Origin of the sequence: Streptococcus phocae (assembly GCF_001302265.1) — a bacterium.
Lineage (GTDB): Bacteria > Bacillota > Bacilli > Lactobacillales > Streptococcaceae > Streptococcus > Streptococcus phocae.
This window is the reverse complement of the sequence record NZ_LHQM01000033.1, coordinates 1-20,143: the sequence shown is the minus strand read 5'-3', so window position 1 is coordinate 20,143 and position 20,143 is coordinate 1. Positions and strand designations below refer to the sequence as shown.

Sequence of the window (20,143 nt, the reverse complement as noted above, 5' to 3'; positions counted from 1 at the left end):
ATGGGAATACAACAGTAAATGGTACATTCACTACGAAAATCGCAGAAGCTATCAAAATCAGAGCTGACCAAATTATAGCAGGTACGATTGATGCTGCGAAAATAAGGGTTATTAATCTCAATGCAAGTAGTATCGTAGGATTAGATGCTAGTTTCATTAAAGCTAAAATCGAGCACACGATTACTAGTTTACTAGAGGGCAAAGTCATTAGGGCTCGAAACGGTGCAATGATTATTGATCTTAATAATTCAGGAATCAGTTTCAACAGTAATGCAGAGATTGCCTTCAACAGTAAATACAATGCATTAGTCAGACGTAAAGGCACACACACTGCTTTTGTACACTTTAACGATGTTTCGAGCAGTTCAGACCAAGGTGTAGGCTCTGTCTATGCTTCTATCGGTGTAACCTCGTCAGGGGATGGTGTCAATAGTATGTCTTCTGGTCGCTTTGCAGGATTGCGGGCGTTCCGTGCTGCGAGAGGTACATCGCACGGGGCGATAATTGACCAAGTTGAGATTTACGGTGACACTCTTATTTTCAGCGATGATTTCAACATTTCGCGTGGTTTTAAGATGAGGCCTGAAAAAATGCCTAAAATGGTTGATTTAAATGATTTGTACCATTCGATTAAGGCTTTGTGGTCTTGCTGGTTACATGCAAACAACGCGGCGTGGTCGTGGGATGGGAATACTTCGCGAGCTATCATCGGCGAATATAACTCACACGGGCTTAACTTATAGGAGAAAAAATGGAACTAAAACTAAAAAACAAAGAACTTAACACACTTTATGACGTGCTTGACAAAACAAAAGTCACAAATATGAAAGCAAACAGAGGACGTGCAAAGTTACTCTCTAAAGTCGGTGACAAGATTAACGAGTACGCCAAAGATGAAGCTGACATCTTAGATGAATATGCCGATAAAACTGAAGACAACAAGTATAAACTTGACAAAAATAAAAACATCAAGCTGAAAGACCCACAGAAACTAGATGAACTTAACGATCTTCTCAACGAGCTAGCTGACGAAGAGGTCATTATTAAGGGGGGTGAGTACTCCAAGCGATTTATTGACTTTTTAAACTTTTTAGACGAGTGCGAAGATGAATTTACATCATCAGAAATCGTTGTTATCGACAATATTTTAGAGCAATTTGAGCAAAGCAAAAAAGGAGAATAATTATGATGAAAAAATTAGAAGCAACCAAACCTTATCCACAATACGACGAGCACGGCGAAGTTGAAGCAACGTTTACAGGAGTTAGTGGCGCTGACGGGTTGTTTATTCCTATGTTAATCAAGAAAGATTTGACCAAGGCATCAGAATCTGAGGTCGTCGATGCTGTGTTAGAAGAATTTTTCAAACAATACTACGTTGAGCGCGCAATGGGAGAAGCGATTGAGAAAGTAAATGACTTAGAAAAAACAACTAAAAAAGTTGACAAAGCAGCCAAAGGAGCGCAAGCGTTGGCAGTTGACGCTAAAGCACGTGCTGAACACCTCGAAAAAATGACACGTGTTCAAGCAATCTTTATGTTGACATCTGGTCTATCTCTTGACCCTGACGTTTATCGAAACATGCTTGAGCTTATCGAGAAACCAGTCGAAGGGACTACTTACCAACCATTCGACATCTTCGCTATTGAAGATACAGATTACGAGCCATCATTAAACGAGGGCAAGCTAGCGTTTGTGCAAGTGCTATCTGAGTTCACATACAACAACGAAGATGCCAAAGCACTTAAAGCAAAAGCGGAAGATGGGGAAATGTTCGTCGCTAACTACGGAGACCTTGCAAAAGGATAGCGAGGTGCTCTATGACTGTAGAACAAGCAGAAAGAGTAGCTCAATCACAGTTCGTTTGGGCTATTCTCTTCATCTTGCTTTTTTTCATCGTGGTAGGTTATCTCGTTCGAACGTCTGACAAACGTGAAGAAAAGATAATCAATTATCACGAACAATCGAAAGCAGAATCAAATAAACGTGAAGAATGGCTGAAAAGGCACCTTGACAAAAACACAGAACAATTACAAAACATCTCACATACAATCGTAGTTGTGCAAAAGGAGATGTCGTATATGAGCGATCGAATTGGTCGCCTGGAAAATAAAGAGGTAAAAGAACATGATTAACTGGAAATTACGTTTCAAAAACAAAACAACATTGATTGCTATTGCAGGAACAATTATCCTGCTAGCACAGCAGTTAGGACTTACCCTACCTGAAAACATCGCAGACATTGTTAACACAGCTGTGACATTGCTTGTTTTACTAGGTGTCGTAACTGACCCTACAACGTCTGGCGTTGGAGATAGCGAACAAGCTTTGAACTATCACGAACCTAAATAGGAGAATAAGATGAGAGCGATTGTTAAATTTTCTTTGATTGTAGCGCTGATTGTGTTTTACTTTCCACTTTCATTGCTAGCTCTTATCGTTTATCCATTTTTCAAAAAGGAGGAGTAGATGACTGTTGACACAGAAAAAGCCATAGCATGGATGGGTTTGAAAGAAGGCCGTGTTAGCTATTCTATGCAATATCGAAATGGCCCTGATAGCTATGACTGCTCAAGTTCTGTTTGTAGCGCATTAATCTATGCTGGTGCTAGCAATCCAGGATGGTTATTAAATACAGAATACATGCACGATTGGCTAATTCAAAATGACTTTGAATTAATCGCCGAAAATGTTGGTTGGGATAGCAAACGTGCAGATATATTTATCTGGGGCGAGCGTGGGGCATCAGCTGGCGCGGGTGGTCACACAGGTATATTCATTGACGCTGATAACATTATTCACTGTAATTATGCAAATAACAACATCACGATTGACAACTACAATCAAATCGCAGCGGCTAGCGGATGGATGTACTCGTATGCTTATCGATACAAAGGTGCTACCGGCAACGATGTCGGCACCAAAACTATCGATGAATTAGCAAAAGAGGTTCTCGCTGGACTGCACGGCAGTGGTGAACAACGAAAAATCTCTTTAGGTTCTAGTTACAGTGATGTACAAGCAAAAGTCAATGAGCTTCTTAAAGAGCCTAAGATTGCCGAAGAGAGCCCAGCCGTCAAACAAGATGGGGACCTACTCTTCAATGGTGTGGTTCTCAAAAAAGACGTGCTAGATAAAATTTTGGAAAAATGTAAAGAGCACGATATTTTGCCAAGTTACGCAATAACCGTGTTGCATTTTGAGGGGCTATGGGGCCAATCAGCAGTTGGTCGTGCTGACAACAACTGGGGCGGTATGACGTGGACCGGTCAAGGAGAGCGCCCTAGCGGAGTGGTTGTTACACAGGGTCAAGCTCGACCATCTAATGAAGGAGGCCATTACATGCACTATAATAGTGTAGATGACTTCTTGAGTGATTGGTTCTATCTTTTGCGCTCAGGTGGTAGCTATAAGGTTAGCGGTGCTAAGACTTTTAGTGATGCTGTAAAAGGTATGTTTAAGGCTGGTGGTGCTAAATATGATTACGCAGCGACTGGATACGAAAATTACTTAGTAGGTATGTCTAGTCGTTTGAAGGCTATCGAGCAAGAAAACGGCTCACTTGATAAATTTAATGAACAGGCTGATATTGCAACAGAACAAACTGACAAGATTGATGTCGTTATTGATAGCATTGAGATAACAATTAACGGTGTAACATACACCGCAATTAAAAAACCAGTTTAAAGAAAACCCTCGACAAATGTCGGGAGTTTTGTGATATTGAATTTTCTTTATAAAAATAGTAAGATGGTATTGTCATTATAAAGAAAGTTGTGAACAATGAATAACTTAGTGCTTCCTCTAAAATTAAATAGATTTAATATCACGAAAATTGTTACCAATTTCAATCGACTGCTCAACTCAAGTGATAGTGAAATACTTACAGTAGATATGAGAAAAATTGAGTTTGCCGAGCCTAGCGGAGTGATTTCGTTATATAATATGCTAACTTTTGCCACCAAAAGAAAAGATGTAGTCATCAAATGGTTAATTTGCGAAGAAAACTCTTTGAATAAACGCCAGAATCAAGCTATGTTATATTTAGTAGACTGTGGCTTTTTCAAAGTTTTTGACAAGTTAGTTTATAAAGAACCAGAACTACGATCAACCACTTTTGAAATTCAATTCATTGGTGCTAAGCAAGTGGCTCAATGGAAAATAACAGATTTCAAAAACTGGTTACAAAAACAAACTGGTAGAAAAAATGAGTTTAGTTCTATTTGTGTAGCAATTGATGAAATTTTTAATAATATCTCAGATCATTCTACAGAACCTAAAGGATGTATTTTTGGACAGTATTATCCTAACAAAAAGGAAATTGTGATAGCTGTATCTGATTTCGGGATAGGAATTCCCCAGTCCATAAAGAACAAATTCAAAAAAGAAGATCCAGATAACAAGCTAATAGAATTCGCTCTTCAAGAAGGAGTTTCTGCAGAAACTATACCCCAAAACAGAGGAGCAGGGCTTTCTAATATTGTGAAGACTCTTACCACTGGAGGGGTCGGAAGCTTTACAATAATATCTAATTGTGGTATAGTCTCGGTATCAGATAATCAAATAATTCAAAGTGATACGTCTGAGGAATCATATCCAGGTACTTTTTTCGAGATTCGAATAGATGTATCGAACGAAAATTTATATGATTTAGAAGAGGAGGAAGAATTCGAATGGTAACATTAACCATAAAAGAACTAATAAAGAATTTTTCTAACGATAATGAGGCGGGAGAGATTTTATTCGAACAATTGAGGCATCATTTTAACACGAATACAGTTGTGACAATTTCATTTAAAGGAATTAGCGAAGTGAGTTCGTCTTTTGTAAACTCTGCTTTTATCAATTTGTTGTCTTACTATAATTTCGATTTTATTAAAAACCAACTTAAAATTATAAACTCAACGAAACAGATAAACGATTTAATAAAACAGCGATTTAGTTTTGAAGTAAGCAAACAGGCTACAACATAGATATGTATTATATCCAGAATATTGACAGTCATGCACAAATACGAACTAATCACTGTAGCAAGAATCGCCTGACACTAGCGACTAATAAATAAAAACGCTCAGATTAATTTCTGGGCGTTTTTGTGTTGTTTAATCTTTTTCTGTAGAAGAGTGGTGCTTACCTCTAGCTAAAGCAGTTTGTTCGCTCATTTCCATGACTTTGTTTAAATTTACATTTTTAGGCATACTTTCTTTACTGTACCAATATACATTAGACTGTCCATTGCTTGCCACATAGACAGTTTTTTGTGAACCGATATTTTCATCGCTTTTTTTTAATGTATTTGCCTCTGTATTTTCTTCAATTTCGTCTTCAGCAATTTCTATTTCATTTTCCGCAGTGTCTTCAGCGAGAACACTATCTTCAATAGTAGGTTTTTCTGTCAGAAGCCCACCCTTTTGGTAGTCGATATTGAACCCATCAGCAGTATTGAAGACACGAATAGTTTCGTTAATAATTCCATCAGAAGACAATGCAGATACTAACACTGATCTGGGCAATAACTCTGTTCCTTGATATTCAGGAATAGCACTGTAAAAGACATGTACATCAGGATTTTTAGTTACATGACTTAAAACTTTTTTCTCAATATATTGCATGCCACCTTTACGAGTTCCAACATTTTGCATTTGGGTCCCGGTAATAACATTTTTACGAATCGATTTTCCTCCTAGACTATCAGCAAAGAGGTGACTACGTACAAATAAATGACTATTATATTTTTTGCCTTTTAATGTTGTTAAAACGACAGGTGTATTATTAGTAACTTTGTATGATTTAGTTCGTCTTGAATCATATTCTTTTTCACTGATTTCTTGGTTATCAATTCTATTATAGAATCTGAACCAACCGCTTGGCTCAGGATTAGTTTCCCATTTTTCGCGATACCCCTTCGACATATCAATCATATCTTTAGTAATAATACCGTACGCGCCTTTTGAACGTTTATAACCGTCTAACGGCTCATATATTACATCAGATACTGTCACTTTTTTTTGGCTTGTACCATGCCCTTTGTAAACCTTTTCGGTTGTTTTATATATCTTAGGAAATGCAGTCTTATTAATGTTTGATTCGCCGATTATAGTATAATAGTCGCTGTATTTTCCATAAGTTTGATTGGTTGGTATAGGCTCAGCGAAAGCAACATCATAGCAATGTGTCTGTGTCGTTATTATAGAGAATGATGCGAGAGATGCAACTGCTATTTTTAAGAGTAAGTTTTTAAGTTTTTTAGCCATATTAAGGCCCTCCTTTTTTTGTTTAATTTTATCACAAATATAATAGTTTTTGCGAATTAATTTCGAATAGTATAATAGGAGGAAAGTTATGCTAACATACGATGAATTTAAGCAAGCTATTGATGATGGCTATATCAAAAAAGACACAGTGATGATCGTACGTAAAAACGGATTGATATTTGATTACGTATTACCTAATGAAGAAGTTAGGCCACACGAAACCGTGACGATAGAAAAAGTAGTTGACGTGTTAAAAGAATTGCAATAAAAAAGACCTTTTCACAAGGTCAATTTTTTTATGGGGCATTTATGGGGCAAAAAATAGAAGTTTTTTTAAATTCATTCAACTTTATTTAAAAAACATAATTTCGGAACGTTGATTTTAAAGGATTTTTAGATTATTTAACTTTATCAAAATATGTTTTCATCATATTTTGCATATTCATCATAGTTAGTCAATCTCCTTTTTTTATCCTTAAAATCATTTTTAGTCTGTTCTGTATGAACGGTCTTTTTAGCTATTGATTATTATATCATGTTTAAGAGAGAAGGCAAAATGGGAAGCGATTCATTTGGTGTTAGCAATGGGAAAGAAGTAGGCTTGACTATTTAAAGTATTGTCCTTATCTGTTTTTCACTTTATCGTGATCAATTGATCTTCGTTTCATCTAATTTAGAAAGGCTTTAAATCAATGTTTCTGATGATAAAATACAAGCTGTTCTAAATGATATTAATACGAGTTAGCACTGGCATATAGGTAAAAAACGCCAAAAAGAAATCTAACAAACCTTCTCATAATTGATAGGAAAAAGAAAGGATAGTAAAAAGTGTTTTATTTCACAAAAGCATTGAAAAAAATAAATGAAAGTGCTATCATTTTAAAGTATCGTTTAATTGATAATTATTTTGATAAAGGAGGGGAGGTATAGAAAGCGTTATCATAAAAAACTAATTTCAGGTTAAGCACCCCTTTATCACACGATTATTAACAGATAGCTGGAGTGCTAGCATTAATTGATATATACATTTATGGAGGAGAAATAATATGAAAATTGGTGTAATTAAAGACCCAAAACAAGGTGAAGCACGTGTGGGGATGACCCCAGAAAACGTAAAGATTCTCGTTGAAGCAGGTAATGAAGTTCTTGTTGACAGCAATGCTGGGGCAGGTTGTGGTTTTACAAATGACCTTTATGAAGCAGCTGGGGCAAAAATCGTTGACACAGAGACTGCTTGGGAAGCAGAGCTCATTGTTAAAGTTAAAGAGCCAATGGAATCTGAATATAAATACTTCAAACCAGGTCAAATTATTTGGGGCTTCTTGCATTTAGCAGCTAATAAAGCTTGTGTTGAAAAAATGATGGAAGTAGGCGTAACAGCAATTTCTGGTGAAAACATTTCTATCAATGGTGTTCTTGAATTGCTTAAACCAATGTCTGCTATTGCTGGACGTCGTGCGGTTAATATTGGTCAATATTACCTTGAAAAACAACATCAAGGACAAGGTATTCTATTGCCAGGTATTGATGGCATCGAAGCTGGTACAGTTGTCATCTTTGGTGGTGGTAACGCTGCAGAAAATGCTGCAGATATGGCTGTTGCTCTAGGATGTAAAGTCATTATTATCGAACTTGGTGATGCTCGTATTGCAGAACTTAAAGAGCGTTACGCAGGTAAAACAGTTGAAATCGTTAAGTCAACAACAGAGGCTTTGGAAGAAAACATCAAGCTTGCAGATATTTTCATCTCTACAATCTTAATTCCAGGCGCAAAACCACCAAAATTGGTTAAAGAGTACATGGTGGAATCAATGAAACCTGGTTCTGTTATTGTTGATATTGCCATTGACCAAGGTGGAACAGTTGAAACAATTGATCATGCAACAAATCATGCAGATCCTGTCTTCATTAAACACGATGTTATTCACTATGCTGTGCCAAATATGCCAGGTGCAACACCTCGTACAGCAACTATTGCTTTGGCTCAAGGAAATATTTCTTTCCTTAAGGATATTTCAGTTAAAGGTTTAGACGAAGCTCTAAAATCAGAAGAACTTCTGTCAGGTTTGAGTGTTTATAAAGGAAAAGTTGTTTCTAAAGCACTTGCTGATTCAATAAATGTTACGTATACGGAACTCTAAAAAGAAGCATAAGGGAAAAGAACTATGACAAATTTAGCAAATCTACCAATTACTATTAAAGATATTAAAAAAGCTCAAAACACAGTTAAACAATATGCGCGTGAAACACCATTGATTCAGTCAATGTTCTTGACTGCTAAAACTGGTGGCGAAGTATACTTGAAACTTGAAAACATGCAATTAACAGGCTCATTCAAATTCAGAGGTGCTTTTAACAAAATCGCTCAATTGTCTCAAGAAGAAAAAGATCGCGGTGTTATCGCTTGTTCAGCAGGTAACCATGCGCAAGGTGTAGCCTTAACTTCAAAACTTCTAGGGATCAAGAGCATTATTGTAATGCCAAAAGGTGCTCCTCAAGCTAAAGTGGATGCGACACGTGGTTATGGCGCAGAAGTTATGCTTGAAGGAGATCAGTTTGATGATTCTAAAGCATTCTGTGAAGCTTATGCTAAAGAGCACAACATCACTTACATCCCGCCATATGATGACACAGAAGTAATGGCTGGACAAGGAACAATTGGTCTTGAAATCTTAGAACACCTTTGGGATGTAGACACTATCTTGGTTCCTGTAGGTGGTGGTGGTTTGATTTCAGGCGTTGCTGTCGCTTTGAAATCTTTCAATCCTAATATCCAAATTATTGGTGTACAAGCTGAAAATTGTCATGGTATGACAGCATCATTCAGAGAACGTAAGAAAGTACACCATGACGAAGCACCAACAATTGCAGACGGATGCCACGTGGCTTATCCAGGAGAGTTGACTTTCGAAGTCGTTAACCAAATCGTTGATAATATGGTTCTCGTAACTGAATCAGAAATCGAATTGGCAATCAAAGACTTGATTCAACGCACGAAAATTGTCGTTGAAGGAGCGGGAGCTTTGCCTACAGCAGCTATTCTTGCAGGTAAAGTTGATGAGTATGTGAAAGGCAAGAAAGTCGTTTCTATCGTATCTGGCGGTAACGTTGACCTAGCTCGCATCGAAGACGTTGTGGATCACTTCTTGATTGCAAACGATGAGGAACAATAATTTTCAATCTTGTGTAGATACACGTGTTGTCAATTTATCTGTTGTTATCTATAGGAATGACTCTTATAGATGATTTAAAACGTTAGTCAAATCAATCAGATAATTCTACTGAAGTGGATCAGTAAGTTCATTTGATTGTAGACTATCACAAAAAAGATTATGTTAGATTTAGAGAGTAATCGGTTATTAGATTACTCTCTAATGCTGATATTAGACATCAGTTGTGTTATTATAAAACTTACCAAAAAATTATCTTTGAAAGAGGAACTCTTATGGAACAAAAAAATGAAATGAAGCGAACGCTTGGTTTCTTTCCTGCTCTTACGACAGTAATGGGTACGGTTATTGGTGCAGGTGTATTCTTTAAAGCAGGTCGAGTTGCTGAATTGACAGGTCAACCTGGACTGCACTTATTGGTTTGGGTGCTTGGTGGTATTATTTCAATCTGTGGTGGTTTAACGGCAGCTGAACTTGCGGCTGCTATTCCTGAAACAGGTGGAATGATTCGTTACATCCAACGTGGTTTTGGCAAACGCTGGGCCTTCCTATTGGGATGGGCACAGTCCATTATTTATTTCCCAGCTAATATAGCAGCCTTGTCTGTTGTTTTTGGGACACAATTTTTAAATCTATTTGGAATGAATGTCAGTGCATCAAGCACAGCTATCATTGGTGCCATAGCAGCTGTTTCAGTTACGTTAATTAACTTTATCAGCTCAAAAGCTGGAGGCGGTTTGCAGTCAGTGACAACGGTCATTAAGTTAATTCCGATTGCATTGATTGTTGTTGTTGGTTTGCTTCGTCCTGGTGGTGTTGAGTTTCAGTTGCTCCCAATTGCGGCAGGAGAAAACTTGTCTCTAGCATCAGCAATTGGATCAGGATTGTTGGCAACAATGTTTGCCTATGATGGTTGGATTTATGCAGGAAACATTGCTGGTGAGATGAAAAACCCAGCAAAACATTTGCCACGCGCCATCATTCTTGGTATTGTTGCCATTATGTTTGTTTACATTTTTGTCAATGCGGCTTATATTCGCACCCTAGGTATTCCAACATTGATGCAAAACGATCCGAACCTTCCTGCAATTGTTGCTAATAAGATTTTCGGTGGTATTGGCGGTAAGCTTGTAACAATTGGTATCTTGATATCTGTTTATGGAACAATCAATGGTTATACCATGACAGGGATGCGAGCTTCATATGCCCTAGCAACAGAGAAATCTTTCCCATTCTGGCAAACCTTCAAAAAGCTTTCTGCTAGTGGTGTTCCAGTAAATTCAGGTATTCTTCAAGTGGTCATTGCCGTAATCATGTTGTTTGTGACAATGTTTTCAAGTGATGCCTTCAATTTCTTAACAAACATGTTGATTTTTGTTATCTGGATTTTCTACACAATGGTCTTTATTACAGTCTTTATCTTGCGTAACAGAGAACCAGAATTAGACCGTCCATATAAAGTACCACTTTATCCAATCGTTCCAATTATTGCGATTATTGGTGGAGTCTTTATCTTGTTCATGACATTGATTAGTTCAGATTACATGAGTAATCAAATTCCAGCCTTGGTTGGTGTTGTCTTTACTTTGGTTGGTCTTCCAATCTACAATCATTTAGACAATAAATACCATCGCTAAAAACTAAAACCCCGATTTGGTTGATATGCTAAACGTTGCACTGTTTAGAGCATCTTACCATCTAGGGGTTTTAATAATGGTTTTAAATCAGTTAATCCTTCAAATTTACCCATTGGATACTTGAGTGATTTGATTAGACTCAGTCATTGTTTGAAGAAAAGAGATGCAGACAAGAAAAATAGTAGAATTTTGGGAGATGGCTAAAATCTTTGAGTTTCTGCTCTAGAGAAATTGAACAAAAAACCCTCAAGGAAACGACTCCTTGAGGGTTTTGGGTGTTAATCCCAGTATTCCAAGCTTTTATCGCGAGAAAGTAGGGTACAGATGATCGCTGCAACGCCAGAAACAGCGAAGATAATGAAGGCAACACCCCAACCGAAATTATCGATAACAATACCGATTACAAAAGTTGCGATAGTTGCACCACCAACGTAACTAAATGTTCCAGTAAGTCCTGATGCCGCACCAGCAGCAGCTTTAGGAACAAGCTCCATAGCGTACAAACCAACCATCATGACAGGTCCGTAGATAGCAGCACCTAGTCCAATCAGGATAATAAAGTCTAGCACCATGTAATCTGGTCCAGATGGAACAAACCAATAAGCTGCTAATAAGACGATAGCAACGACTAAAAAGGCAACGTTGGTTAATGGTTTTGAGTTTTTAAATAGTTTAGCAGATAAATAACCAGCCGCAAGCATACCGATGATTCCACCGATTTCAAAGAGAGAGAATCCTCCCATACCTGCAGTAGCTGTGATTCCTTTACCACCTTCTAGGACACTTGCTGCAAGAAACTTAGGTGTCCAAGAGACGATACCGTAACGTAAAATGTAAACAAATACAGAATAGAGTGATGCCCACATGAGCTTTTTGTTTGGTAGGATGTATTGTTTGATGATTTCACCCATGCTCAAATCAGGAGTTTCTGAGTCTGCTTTAGGAGCAGCAACAACCTTTGCAAGGTCATCTTGATTTTTGTATTCTTCGATTGGAGGTAAGCCGACGGATTCAGGAGTATCTTCTTGAAGGAAATAAACGATAACAGCTGTCAAACAGGCAATGGCTCCTGGGAACCAATAAGCCGCACGAGCTTGGTTAAGAGGGTCATTTCCAGCAAGTGCCAACCCGATACCAGTTAGGATTGGGGCAATTGCGCCACCAAAGTTGTGTGATAGGTTCCAGATAGTTCCGTAAGTGATTCGTTCTTTATTATCAAACCAATAAACCAATGTACGTGCTCCTGGTGGGTAACCCATCCCTTGAAGCCAACCATTGATAAGGTACATAATAGTGAAGAGCCAGATACTTGTAATAACAGATGGGATAACCCCGATAAAGACGTTAATAATACCAGTTAGGAACAAACCAAGTGGTAAAAAGATTTTTGAGTTTGATTCGTCAGAAATGAGACCTGAAACGAACTTAGACACCCCATAGGCAATATAGCTTGCGCAAGTAATGATCCCAATTTCAGTAGCTGACATGTTGAGGATGCCAGATAGAATAGAGGTCGTGTTACGAACAAAATAGTAACCCATGTATCCAATAAAGATTGAAACGAGTACCTGCAAGCGGTAACGAGGGTACTTACGCTTAATCTCTGATTCTGGTAAGCGTGCCTTCTTTTTAGGCGGAGCGAGTAGTTTTTTTAGCATAAAAATAACCTTCCTTCCGTATAAGCTAAAAATTAACAGGTACTATTTTAAAAGTTTTTTAAGAAAATTGCAAGGCTAAATTGACTAATAAGATTGACTTGACAAGGTTTTGAGTCAAAACAAAATGGAATAGACCAGTTTGTTTAACCCCCTTTATTAAGGGGTTTTTAAGCTTTTAAAAAGTAAAATTTATAATAAAAAGGTATTTTTAAACAAAAATGATTTTCCAGACAATAAGGCTAATTTTAATATTAGGTTAGCTATAAAACTTTTTTAAGGAAGCCTATTTTTTGAAAAAAACTAGCTTTCTTATGTTATAATCAAATCATTAAGTTAAAAAGGAGTTTTTATGTTAACTGAAGAAATGAAAGAAATGATTGCTAGTCAATTAGCAATGGTCGCAACTGTCGATAGTCAAGGCAATCCTAATATTGGCCCTAAGCGCTCAATGCGTTTGTTAGATGATCAAACATTGATTTTTAATGAAAATACTGGTGGTCAAACACAGTCAAACATTGAAGCAAATGGCAAAATCGAAGTTGCTTATGTGAATCGTGAAGCATTGCGTGGTTACCGTTTTGTTGGTCGTGCTGAAATGGTCACAGAAGGTCCTGCCTATGACGCTGCTAAAGAGTGGGCAGAAGGAAAGATGGGAGTGCCAAAAGCCGCAGGAGTGATTCATATCGAAGCTATTTACAGCTTGCATTCAGGTGCTGAAGCAGGTAAAAAAGTATCACACTAATTAAAAATCCTCACAGAAATAGATTTTCTGCGAGGATTTTTAATTAGTTGTGTCCGATAGGGAGCATTAGGTAAGATTGGCTTAAATCAAGCGTCAATGCATAGTTACTATTATCCCTGATAGTGTGTTCGAAATCTGTTGTGTAAAGGATAAGGCGTAAAGTATCTCCTTTTTCAAGGTGGTAGATACTAGGCTGCAAGGCAAGATCGATGGTCATCCACTCGTCACTCGGAACGGTGTCAACAGTCAATAAGCCATGTCGGTTTTGCAGGTTCAAGAAGCCTTTGGTCACCACACGATAAGGGCTTACTTTAAAAGGCAGCTCTTTGAGTGCTTCTCGGGAGAAGTTTTTGCCGTTGTCGAGACTTCCCTGGCTAAGAATAGCAGGCTTGTCTGACAGCCTTTTTTTCTTGCCATAGTCAATCAATTGAGCAGAAAGTATCCCCTTATTCTCACTTGATTTGAGGCGCAGATGCAGATGGACTTGTCCATTTATTGGCAAATCATCTTCTAAAAGCATATCGACACAGACTTGATTGGTCTCACCTGCTACTAGCTCTGTTTTAAAGATGTTAAAATCTTTGCTGTAACGCTTGAAATCATCCTTTGGATAATAATTATCAATGAGTTGCAAATCTTGTCCTAGAGGCATTTGACGCGCTTTAGAGCTGCCAAAATAGGTCAGGGGCTTCCAAGTCTGGCTTTGGGTATTGTCTTGCCAGATGATTTCAGGTAATGTAAAGCCATTTTCTTGTCCTAGGAGTTTTTGGCACAAGAGGGCATTCATGGTTTCACGAAAGTCGATAGACTGCCAGTTGTTTACATAGACATGCTCACCTTGGTGTAAAAAGGCATGTCGCAAGACGGTGTTTGGGAGGTTTTCGAGCAATTGATAGACCTGACTTGGTTTAACATTCCAATCTTGTAGACCGTGTGTTAAGATCACATCACACTTAATCTTATCAGTGTGTTGCAGGTAGTTACGGTCATGCCAGAATTGGTTGTAGTCGCCAGAATTGCGGTCCAGTGCTTGTGTTTGCTCTTTTAATAACCGTTGGTAAGAGTGATTATGATGCAGGTGATCCCCAGCTAGCAAATTGCGTGAGTAGGTGAGTTCTGTGAGAACATCTAAGTCTTCGCCAGGGTAACCTCCAGGGCTGCAGACCAAACCATTTTCACGGTAATAATCATACCAAGATGAAATAGCAGATTCAGCAATGACGACTTTCAAGCCCTCAACTCCAGTGGTTGCTAGTCCTGTGGACATGGTGCCGAGATAGGATTTGCCAGTCGTAGCGACTAAGCCATTTGCCCAGTCAGCCTTAACTTGATAGTCTCTTTTATGGCTAGTATAGGCAATAGCTCTGCCGTTTAGCCAATCAATGACCGCTTTGAAACTATTGATTTGATTGTAGTCTCCGCTGGTCATAAAACCAGTAGAACCTGCAGTGCCGACACCAGAGACGTAGAGATTAGCAAAACCACGTGCCAAAAAGTAGTCGTTTAGCGTGTAGGAGCTGATATGGCTAAAACGTTCTTGACTCTCACTGACAGGCAGGTCTGAGGACGGATTGACTTCAGTTTGCAGATGCGTTGGACTGACAGTAATCTGATGTGTTTTTTTAACAGCTATTTCCCCTTCCATAGCATGTAGTTTCAGGTCGTTAGCCACTTCGTTAATCCCTTGGTGATAAGGGCTAGCCGTCATTATGCTAGGGATGCGATGCTGGGTTTTTGGGCGAATGATATTGACCTTGATGACATCTAGTTGCCCGTCTTGGTCAGTATCAACAGGAGCTTCGACATAAACCACTTCACGAATCAAATCATTAGTGTCAAAGGTAGCTAAAGCTTTTCCGTTAAAATAATGGTAGTCATTGTCGGTTTCGACAAGTCCGTCAGCAACCAGTTGATCAATGATGGTGTTACCAGATTTGCTGCGCGTGGCTAACAATTGGTGCAAACTTTGAAAAATATTGTCATAAGAAATTGGAAAATTAATGGTTTTCAAAAATTCTGTTGCATCTGTAAAGTCAACATGAGGAATAAAGCCTAGGACTTGTAGCGCCAGCAAGAAAAAAATCTCCTCAGTCAAAGGTTCCTCTGAGGTAAAAAAGCTCAGAGCATCCATAGACGGGCTAGCTATTAGGAGACTTAGCGGATAATCGCTGTCTGAGTAATTAAGAGCGGTGTGTCTGAGGAAGCGGTTAAGATTTTCCTTGTCAGAAACCTCTTTAGAAATTGGAAATCCTAACTGCAGCAACTCATTAAAAGCTGTCTCTGGAGAGGTAGGAATGTAGCTAAATTGATTGTAACGCATAGCGGCTCCTTTCTGATGGCTAAAAAACGATATAATCTTTTAATTTATCAACATTAGTAATAATGATGTGTTGCTTTTCAATACGAATAATCTGATTATCCTTTAATTGTTTCAGCAATCGGCTAACGCTACTAGCCGTGGAAATGCCACAAAATTTACCAAGCTCTTCATTAGTAATCACAAAATCAATAAAAATATTACCATTGTCTAAAGGTTTACCAAATAGGGTCACCAATTCATAGAGCTGTGTTGCAATGGCTCCGATTCGCCCATTCGTTAGCATGCACTGCATTTTTTTCATAGACATTTGCAGTCGGTTATGGTAAAAATCTTTGATGTATCCTTGGAGCTCAATATTTTGACTAATATCATTGAGAAAGGTAGTCCTGCGAACCTTATAAAACTGAGCTGTTTGGGACTCAATTCGAACATTATAAGGTTCTCCCATATGTTTGGAATACTCTGTATTAAGAACCGATGTGATTTCAAGGCCAGTCACATACCTCAGGTTGAATTCCATGCCATATTTTGATAGAACGCTCTGCTTTACAATGCCATCCTTTAGAATATAGGTATAATCTTCCTCGAGACTCTCAAAAGTCAGGTATTTATGATAATCTTTTTCAATAATGGGCAGATTGCGACTATTAATGTAATCTTGTAAAATTTGATGGTTCACGATTTCCTCCAACGATGTGATTCATTTTCATACTGCATAACATTATATCGGATTCCTTTTCAAAGGGCATAGCATTTGTTAATGCCTTTTGATGATACCAGTTATATTTTACCACTGACATATATTATATTATAATTTTGGTGTAAAATGCTTATGAAAACAGAGAGGAGTTTATTTTCAGTGGAAGAAAAATTATTCAATAAACATTTCATAGGCATTACAGTGCTAAATTTCATTGTTTATATGGTCTATTACTTGTTTACTGTTATCATAGCATTTATTGCAACAAAAGAGCTTGGGGCAAGCACCAGTCAGGCAGGGCTTGCTACGGGAATTTATATTTTGGGGACCCTGTTGGCCAGAATTATTTTCGGAAAACAATTGGAAATTATAGGGCGCAAAGCGGTCTTGCGTGGTGGAGCTATTTTCTACCTTATCACGACGATGGCTTACTTTACCATGCCAACTATTAGCACGATGTATTTGGTCCGCTTTTTAAATGGTTTTGGCTATGGCGTCGTTTCAACGGCAACCAATACCATTGTTACAGCTTACATCCCTGCACGAAAACGCGGCGAAGGCATTAATTTCTATGGCTTATCGACCAGTCTAGCAGCAGCTATCGGTCCATTTGTAGGAACATTTATGCTAGACAATTTGCAAATCGATTTTCGGATGATTATTGTGCTATGTAGTTTATTGATTGCTGTTGTAGCTATCGGTTCCTTTGTTTTTCCGGTGCAAAACATTACCCTAAATCAGGCACAGCTTGCCAAGACCAAATCATGGACTATTGATAGTTTTATTGAAAAGAAAGCTATTTTCATTACAATAATTGCGTTCTTGATGGGGATTTCCTACGCTTCTGTGCTTGGATTTCAAAAGTTATACACGACCGAAATCGGCTTGACCACTGTCGGCGCCTATTTCTTCATTGTCTACGCTTTAGTGATTACAGTGACTAGACCTGCCATGGGGCGCCTGATGGACGTCAAGGGAGACAAGTGGGTGCTATATCCTAGTTATCTCTTTTTGACTCTGGGTCTTGCTCTACTAGGTGGTGCCTTTGGCGGAACCTCTTACCTTTTATCTGGTGCTCTGATTGGATTTGGCTATGGAACATTTATGTCATGTGGGCAAGCAGCCTCTATCAAAGGTGTGGCAGAGCATCGCTTTAATACCGCCATGTCAACTTATATGATCGGCTTAGACCTTGGTTTAGGTGCAGGTCCCTACCTGCTAGGCCTTGTCAAAGATTCCCTGCTAGGCACAGGCGTTGAGTCCTTCCGCCAGCTCTTTTGGTTAGCAGCAGTTATTCCGCTGATTTGTGCGGTGATGTATGCCATCAAAACGACTAGGCAAACCTCATAAATTGATGAAAAAATGATTAAGGAGGAGCATAATATGCCACAACAATACAAACGCATTATTGCAGCAGTAGATGGATCCTATGAATCCGAGTTGGCTGTGGAAAAAGCCATTAATGTTGCACTCCGTAACGATGCAGAACTACTATTAACCCATGTGATTGATGCTCATGCCTATAGCGGAGAGGCTGTCTTTAGCGACTATGTCTTTGATCGGCAAGAGCAAGAAACAAAAGAAGTCTTAGCCTATTATGAAAAAATGGCTCAAGACAGAGGATTAACCAAAATCAAAAAAATCATTGATATTGGAAACCCCAAAGTGCTCTTAGCTAAGGACATCCCTGATCGAGAACAGGCAGATTTGATAATGGTTGGAGCTACGGGCTTAAACACTTTTGAGCGCCTATTAATTGGCTCTTCATCAGAATATGTGTTGCGCCATGCCAAGATTGATTTATTGGTAGTCAGAGACAGTCACAAGACCTTCTAAAATAATTATTAGACAAAACACCACAAAGAAAGCGTATCTTTCACGGGAACGCTCTCTTTTTGGTGCTTTTTTACGTAAGTGACCTTTACAATAACAACCATCCTTGATAGAATAGAATTGTCACAATAAAAAATTTTTTTTGGAGGAAAAGCGACATATGGAAATAGCATGGACTGTAAAGTATATTACAGAGTTTATTGCAACCGCCTTTTTAATTATTTTAGGAAATGGTGCTGTTGCCAATGTTGATTTAAAGGGAACTAAAGGTAATAACTCCGGATGGGTTGTTATCGCACTCGGATATGGTTTGGGTGTTATGATGCCAGCTCTTATGTTTGGTAACGTTTCAGGAAACCATATCAACCCAGCCTTTACCCTTGGTTTGGCTGTTTCAAACCTCTTCCCTTGGGGACACGTTTTGCCATATATAATTGCTCAGTTCTTAGGAGCTATGTTTGGTCAATTAGTAGTTGTGACAGTATACCAACCATACTTTGCTAAGACTGAGAATCCTAACCATATTTTGGGATCATTTTCAACAATTTCGTCACTTGATGATGGTACAAAATCTAGTCGTAAAGCGTCATATATCAACGGTTTCTTAAATGAAGTGGTTGGTTCCTTTGTTCTTTTCTTCGGAGCTATGGCTTTGACGAAAAACTATTTTGGTGTTGAGCTTGTTGGTAAACTCGTTGAAGCTGGTTACGACCAAACCACTGCAGCGACACAAGTATCACCATATGTTACTGGATCTATTGCCGTAGCACACGTGGGTATTGGTTTCTTGGTAGTTGTTCTTGTGACCTCACTTGGTGGTCCTACAGGTCCAGCCTTGAACCCTGCGCGTGACCTTGGTCCTCGTCTGGTTCACCATCTATTACCAAAATCAGTTCTAGGTGCATCTAAGTCTGATTCTAAATGGTGGTATGCTTGGGTACCCGTTGTGGCTCCAGTTGTGGCAGCTGTCGCAGCCGTAGCTCTATTCAAATGGCTTTACCTTTAAGTCATAATATTTATTTAAAAACTATTAGGATAATTATCGCTTCGTAAAAATATTATCAAACGCCTTGTTTCTCTAGCGGAAACAAGGCGTTTTTTAGAATTCTGTAATATAAAGGCAAAAAAAGCGAAAAAAATTAACAAAAAGCCTTTTATTTTTTAATCAAATGATATATAGCAAATATATCATTTTATAATATTAAAAAAGTTAAGTTTTAAAAACAAATAAATAAAATTTTAAAATCTTTTTGATGTGACTCCTATTAAAAATGCGCCTTATTTAATAGGTTGAATGCAAAAAGATTTTGTCTAACGATTAATAGTGTCAATGATTAAACCGTATTAATTATCAGGAGAGAAAAAATGAAAAACATCTTTAAAAAATCAATGCCTTTATTAGCAGCCTTAGCGGTGACAACAACAGCCCTACCATTGAGCCTAGCGGCAACTACTACTGTATCTGCGGAAGCGTATACGTTCCCGTTCCAAGACACTTATTATGTTGAGCATTGGTTTGAAATTAAGGATTCTAATGAATTGAATAAATTGAGGAAAAAAGAGGTTACGATAAGAGAGCATAATAATCGTTATTTTGTACTTGGTGACCTTGATATTAAAAAAGGAAAAATTGGAGATTCGACAAAAGAACAACCAAAGCGTGAGTTATCTAACGGAGAAAAAGTAGATTTCACAGAATATGTTGGTAGAGAGGTGCATGATTTAGAAAGTATTGGTGCAAGTGAGTTTAAAACAGAAGTATATATTTACTACTACCTTAAATAATACAATTTTAAATTTAATTCATAATCAAAAGAAAGCAGGGAACC

Annotated in this window: 21 protein-coding genes; 17 read left to right on the top strand and 4 right to left on the bottom strand. The window is 38.2% G+C overall.

All coding sequences use genetic code 11. The features are described from left to right. The 8 genes from AKK44_RS07210 to AKK44_RS07175 all read left to right on the top strand — a co-directional run. The coding region (locus AKK44_RS07210; RefSeq protein ID WP_236686668.1) for a gp58-like family protein at positions 1-743 on the top strand (743 nt) is incomplete at its 5' end. Positions 744-751: 8 nt separating this feature from the next. Continuing rightward, positions 752-1,183 carry a DUF1617 family protein gene (locus AKK44_RS07205; protein ID WP_054279123.1) on the top strand — a complete coding sequence of 144 codons (432 nt, stop codon included), beginning with the start codon at positions 752-754 and terminating at the stop codon, positions 1,181-1,183. 2 nt (positions 1,184-1,185) lie between these two features. Further along, the gene (locus tag AKK44_RS07200; RefSeq protein WP_082385607.1) at positions 1,186-1,809 is read left to right on the top strand and encodes a DUF1366 domain-containing protein; all 624 of its coding nucleotides are present in this window, start codon (positions 1,186-1,188) and stop codon (positions 1,807-1,809) included. An 11-nt stretch (positions 1,810-1,820) separates the two neighbouring features. Further along, entirely contained in the window at positions 1,821-2,135 is a 315-nt protein-coding gene (locus tag AKK44_RS07195) for a hypothetical protein (RefSeq protein WP_054279122.1), read from the top strand. Continuing rightward, entirely contained in the window at positions 2,128-2,352 is a 225-nt protein-coding gene (locus AKK44_RS07190) for a phage holin (RefSeq protein WP_054279121.1), read from the top strand. The genes AKK44_RS07195 and AKK44_RS07190 overlap by 8 nt, the downstream gene beginning before the upstream one ends. Before the next feature lie 117 nt (positions 2,353-2,469). Next, entirely contained in the window at positions 2,470-3,687 is a 1,218-nt protein-coding gene (locus AKK44_RS07185) for a peptidoglycan amidohydrolase family protein (protein WP_054279120.1), read from the top strand. Positions 3,688-3,783: 96 nt separating this feature from the next. Beyond that, a complete protein-coding gene (locus tag AKK44_RS07180; RefSeq protein WP_054279119.1) occupies positions 3,784-4,680 on the top strand; it encodes an ATP-binding protein in 897 nt (298 codons plus the stop codon). Continuing rightward, entirely contained in the window at positions 4,674-4,973 is a 300-nt protein-coding gene (locus AKK44_RS07175) for an STAS-like domain-containing protein (RefSeq protein ID WP_054279118.1), read from the top strand. Before AKK44_RS07180 ends, AKK44_RS07175 begins: the two co-directional genes overlap by 7 nt. A 129-nt stretch (positions 4,974-5,102) precedes the next feature. Here AKK44_RS07175 and AKK44_RS07170 read toward each other — a convergent pair whose 3' ends face one another. Continuing rightward, a complete protein-coding gene (locus AKK44_RS07170) occupies positions 5,103-6,254 on the bottom strand; it encodes a DNA/RNA non-specific endonuclease (protein WP_054279117.1) in 1,152 nt (383 codons plus the stop codon). An 88-nt stretch (positions 6,255-6,342) separates the two neighbouring features. Here AKK44_RS07170 and AKK44_RS07165 point away from each other — a divergent pair, with 88 nt between their 5' ends. From AKK44_RS07165 to AKK44_RS07150, 4 genes are all read left to right on the top strand, one after another. Further along, positions 6,343-6,522 (top strand): competence regulator inhibitor paratox, encoded by a 180-nt coding sequence (locus AKK44_RS07165; RefSeq protein WP_054279116.1) that lies wholly within the window; start codon positions 6,343-6,345, stop codon positions 6,520-6,522. A 778-nt stretch (positions 6,523-7,300) separates the two neighbouring features. Continuing rightward, a complete protein-coding gene (locus AKK44_RS07160; protein ID WP_037596709.1) occupies positions 7,301-8,395 on the top strand; it encodes an alanine dehydrogenase in 1,095 nt (364 codons plus the stop codon). A 24-nt stretch (positions 8,396-8,419) separates the two neighbouring features. Beyond that, positions 8,420-9,427: a bifunctional threonine ammonia-lyase/L-serine ammonia-lyase TdcB gene (tdcB, locus tag AKK44_RS07155; protein ID WP_037596708.1), complete on the top strand. Its 1,008-nt coding sequence runs from the start codon at positions 8,420-8,422 to the stop codon at positions 9,425-9,427. A gap of 272 nt (positions 9,428-9,699) precedes the next feature. Then, positions 9,700-11,061 carry an APC family permease gene (locus tag AKK44_RS07150; protein WP_054279115.1) on the top strand — a complete coding sequence of 454 codons (1,362 nt, stop codon included), beginning with the start codon at positions 9,700-9,702 and terminating at the stop codon, positions 11,059-11,061. A 278-nt stretch (positions 11,062-11,339) separates the two neighbouring features. Here AKK44_RS07150 and AKK44_RS07145 read toward each other — a convergent pair whose 3' ends face one another. After that, a complete protein-coding gene (locus tag AKK44_RS07145) occupies positions 11,340-12,719 on the bottom strand; it encodes an MFS transporter (protein WP_054279114.1) in 1,380 nt (459 codons plus the stop codon). A 349-nt stretch (positions 12,720-13,068) separates the two neighbouring features. On the opposite strand from AKK44_RS07145, the gene AKK44_RS07140 reads away from it, so the two are divergent. Further along, positions 13,069-13,461 carry a pyridoxamine 5'-phosphate oxidase family protein gene (locus AKK44_RS07140; RefSeq protein ID WP_054279113.1) on the top strand — a complete coding sequence of 131 codons (393 nt, stop codon included), beginning with the start codon at positions 13,069-13,071 and terminating at the stop codon, positions 13,459-13,461. Between the two features lie 43 nt (positions 13,462-13,504). On the opposite strand, the gene AKK44_RS07135 is transcribed toward AKK44_RS07140, so the two are convergent. Together AKK44_RS07135 and AKK44_RS07130 are read right to left on the bottom strand one after the other, a co-directional pair. After that, positions 13,505-15,781 carry a Xaa-Pro dipeptidyl-peptidase gene (locus AKK44_RS07135; protein WP_054279112.1) on the bottom strand — a complete coding sequence of 759 codons (2,277 nt, stop codon included), beginning with the start codon at positions 15,779-15,781 and terminating at the stop codon, positions 13,505-13,507. Between the two features lie 19 nt (positions 15,782-15,800). After that, positions 15,801-16,460 carry a Crp/Fnr family transcriptional regulator gene (locus AKK44_RS07130; RefSeq protein WP_037594338.1) on the bottom strand — a complete coding sequence of 220 codons (660 nt, stop codon included), beginning with the start codon at positions 16,458-16,460 and terminating at the stop codon, positions 15,801-15,803. Between the two features lie 180 nt (positions 16,461-16,640). Here AKK44_RS07130 and AKK44_RS07125 point away from each other — a divergent pair, with 180 nt between their 5' ends. The 4 genes from AKK44_RS07125 (at position 16,641) to AKK44_RS07110 (ending at position 20,099) form a co-directional block, all read left to right on the top strand. Continuing rightward, positions 16,641-17,831: an MFS transporter gene (locus AKK44_RS07125; RefSeq protein ID WP_037594336.1), complete on the top strand. Its 1,191-nt coding sequence runs from the start codon at positions 16,641-16,643 to the stop codon at positions 17,829-17,831. Positions 17,832-17,864: 33 nt separating this feature from the next. Further along, complete coding sequence (locus tag AKK44_RS07120; RefSeq protein ID WP_054279111.1) at positions 17,865-18,317, top strand: universal stress protein; 453 nt, start codon at positions 17,865-17,867, stop codon at positions 18,315-18,317. A gap of 157 nt (positions 18,318-18,474) precedes the next feature. Beyond that, positions 18,475-19,320, top strand: coding sequence for an aquaglyceroporin Gla (gene gla, locus AKK44_RS07115; RefSeq protein WP_037594332.1), 846 nt, complete (start codon positions 18,475-18,477; stop codon positions 19,318-19,320). A 359-nt stretch (positions 19,321-19,679) separates the two neighbouring features. Beyond that, positions 19,680-20,099 (top strand): hypothetical protein, encoded by a 420-nt coding sequence (locus AKK44_RS07110; RefSeq protein WP_054279110.1) that lies wholly within the window; start codon positions 19,680-19,682, stop codon positions 20,097-20,099. Positions 20,100-20,143: the final 44 nt, after the last annotated feature.

Bases quoted from the DNA above. Each gene is read 5' to 3' on its own strand.
- AKK44_RS07185 (WP_054279120.1), top strand. From the start codon at position 2,470: ATGACTGTTGACACAGAAAAAGCCATAGCATGGATGGGTTTGAAAGAA.
- AKK44_RS07110 (WP_054279110.1), top strand. From the start codon at position 19,680: ATGAAAAACATCTTTAAAAAATCAATGCCTTTATTAGCAGCCTTAGCG.
- AKK44_RS07195 (WP_054279122.1), top strand. From the start codon at position 1,821: ATGACTGTAGAACAAGCAGAAAGAGTAGCTCAATCACAGTTCGTTTGG.
- AKK44_RS07200 (WP_082385607.1), top strand. From the start codon at position 1,186: ATGATGAAAAAATTAGAAGCAACCAAACCTTATCCACAATACGACGAG.
- AKK44_RS07160 (WP_037596709.1), top strand. From the start codon at position 7,301: ATGAAAATTGGTGTAATTAAAGACCCAAAACAAGGTGAAGCACGTGTG.
- AKK44_RS07120 (WP_054279111.1), top strand. From the start codon at position 17,865: ATGCCACAACAATACAAACGCATTATTGCAGCAGTAGATGGATCCTAT.
- tdcB (WP_037596708.1), top strand. From the start codon at position 8,420: ATGACAAATTTAGCAAATCTACCAATTACTATTAAAGATATTAAAAAA.
- AKK44_RS07180 (WP_054279119.1), top strand. From the start codon at position 3,784: ATGAATAACTTAGTGCTTCCTCTAAAATTAAATAGATTTAATATCACG.
- AKK44_RS07205 (WP_054279123.1), top strand. From the start codon at position 752: ATGGAACTAAAACTAAAAAACAAAGAACTTAACACACTTTATGACGTG.
- AKK44_RS07175 (WP_054279118.1), top strand. From the start codon at position 4,674: ATGGTAACATTAACCATAAAAGAACTAATAAAGAATTTTTCTAACGAT.
- AKK44_RS07135 (WP_054279112.1), bottom strand. From the start codon at position 15,781: ATGCGTTACAATCAATTTAGCTACATTCCTACCTCTCCAGAGACAGCT.
- AKK44_RS07140 (WP_054279113.1), top strand. From the start codon at position 13,069: ATGTTAACTGAAGAAATGAAAGAAATGATTGCTAGTCAATTAGCAATG.
- AKK44_RS07170 (WP_054279117.1), bottom strand. From the start codon at position 6,254: ATGGCTAAAAAACTTAAAAACTTACTCTTAAAAATAGCAGTTGCATCT.
- AKK44_RS07165 (WP_054279116.1), top strand. From the start codon at position 6,343: ATGCTAACATACGATGAATTTAAGCAAGCTATTGATGATGGCTATATC.
- gla (WP_037594332.1), top strand. From the start codon at position 18,475: ATGGAAATAGCATGGACTGTAAAGTATATTACAGAGTTTATTGCAACC.
- AKK44_RS07190 (WP_054279121.1), top strand. From the start codon at position 2,128: ATGATTAACTGGAAATTACGTTTCAAAAACAAAACAACATTGATTGCT.
- AKK44_RS07145 (WP_054279114.1), bottom strand. From the start codon at position 12,719: ATGCTAAAAAAACTACTCGCTCCGCCTAAAAAGAAGGCACGCTTACCA.
- AKK44_RS07150 (WP_054279115.1), top strand. From the start codon at position 9,700: ATGGAACAAAAAAATGAAATGAAGCGAACGCTTGGTTTCTTTCCTGCT.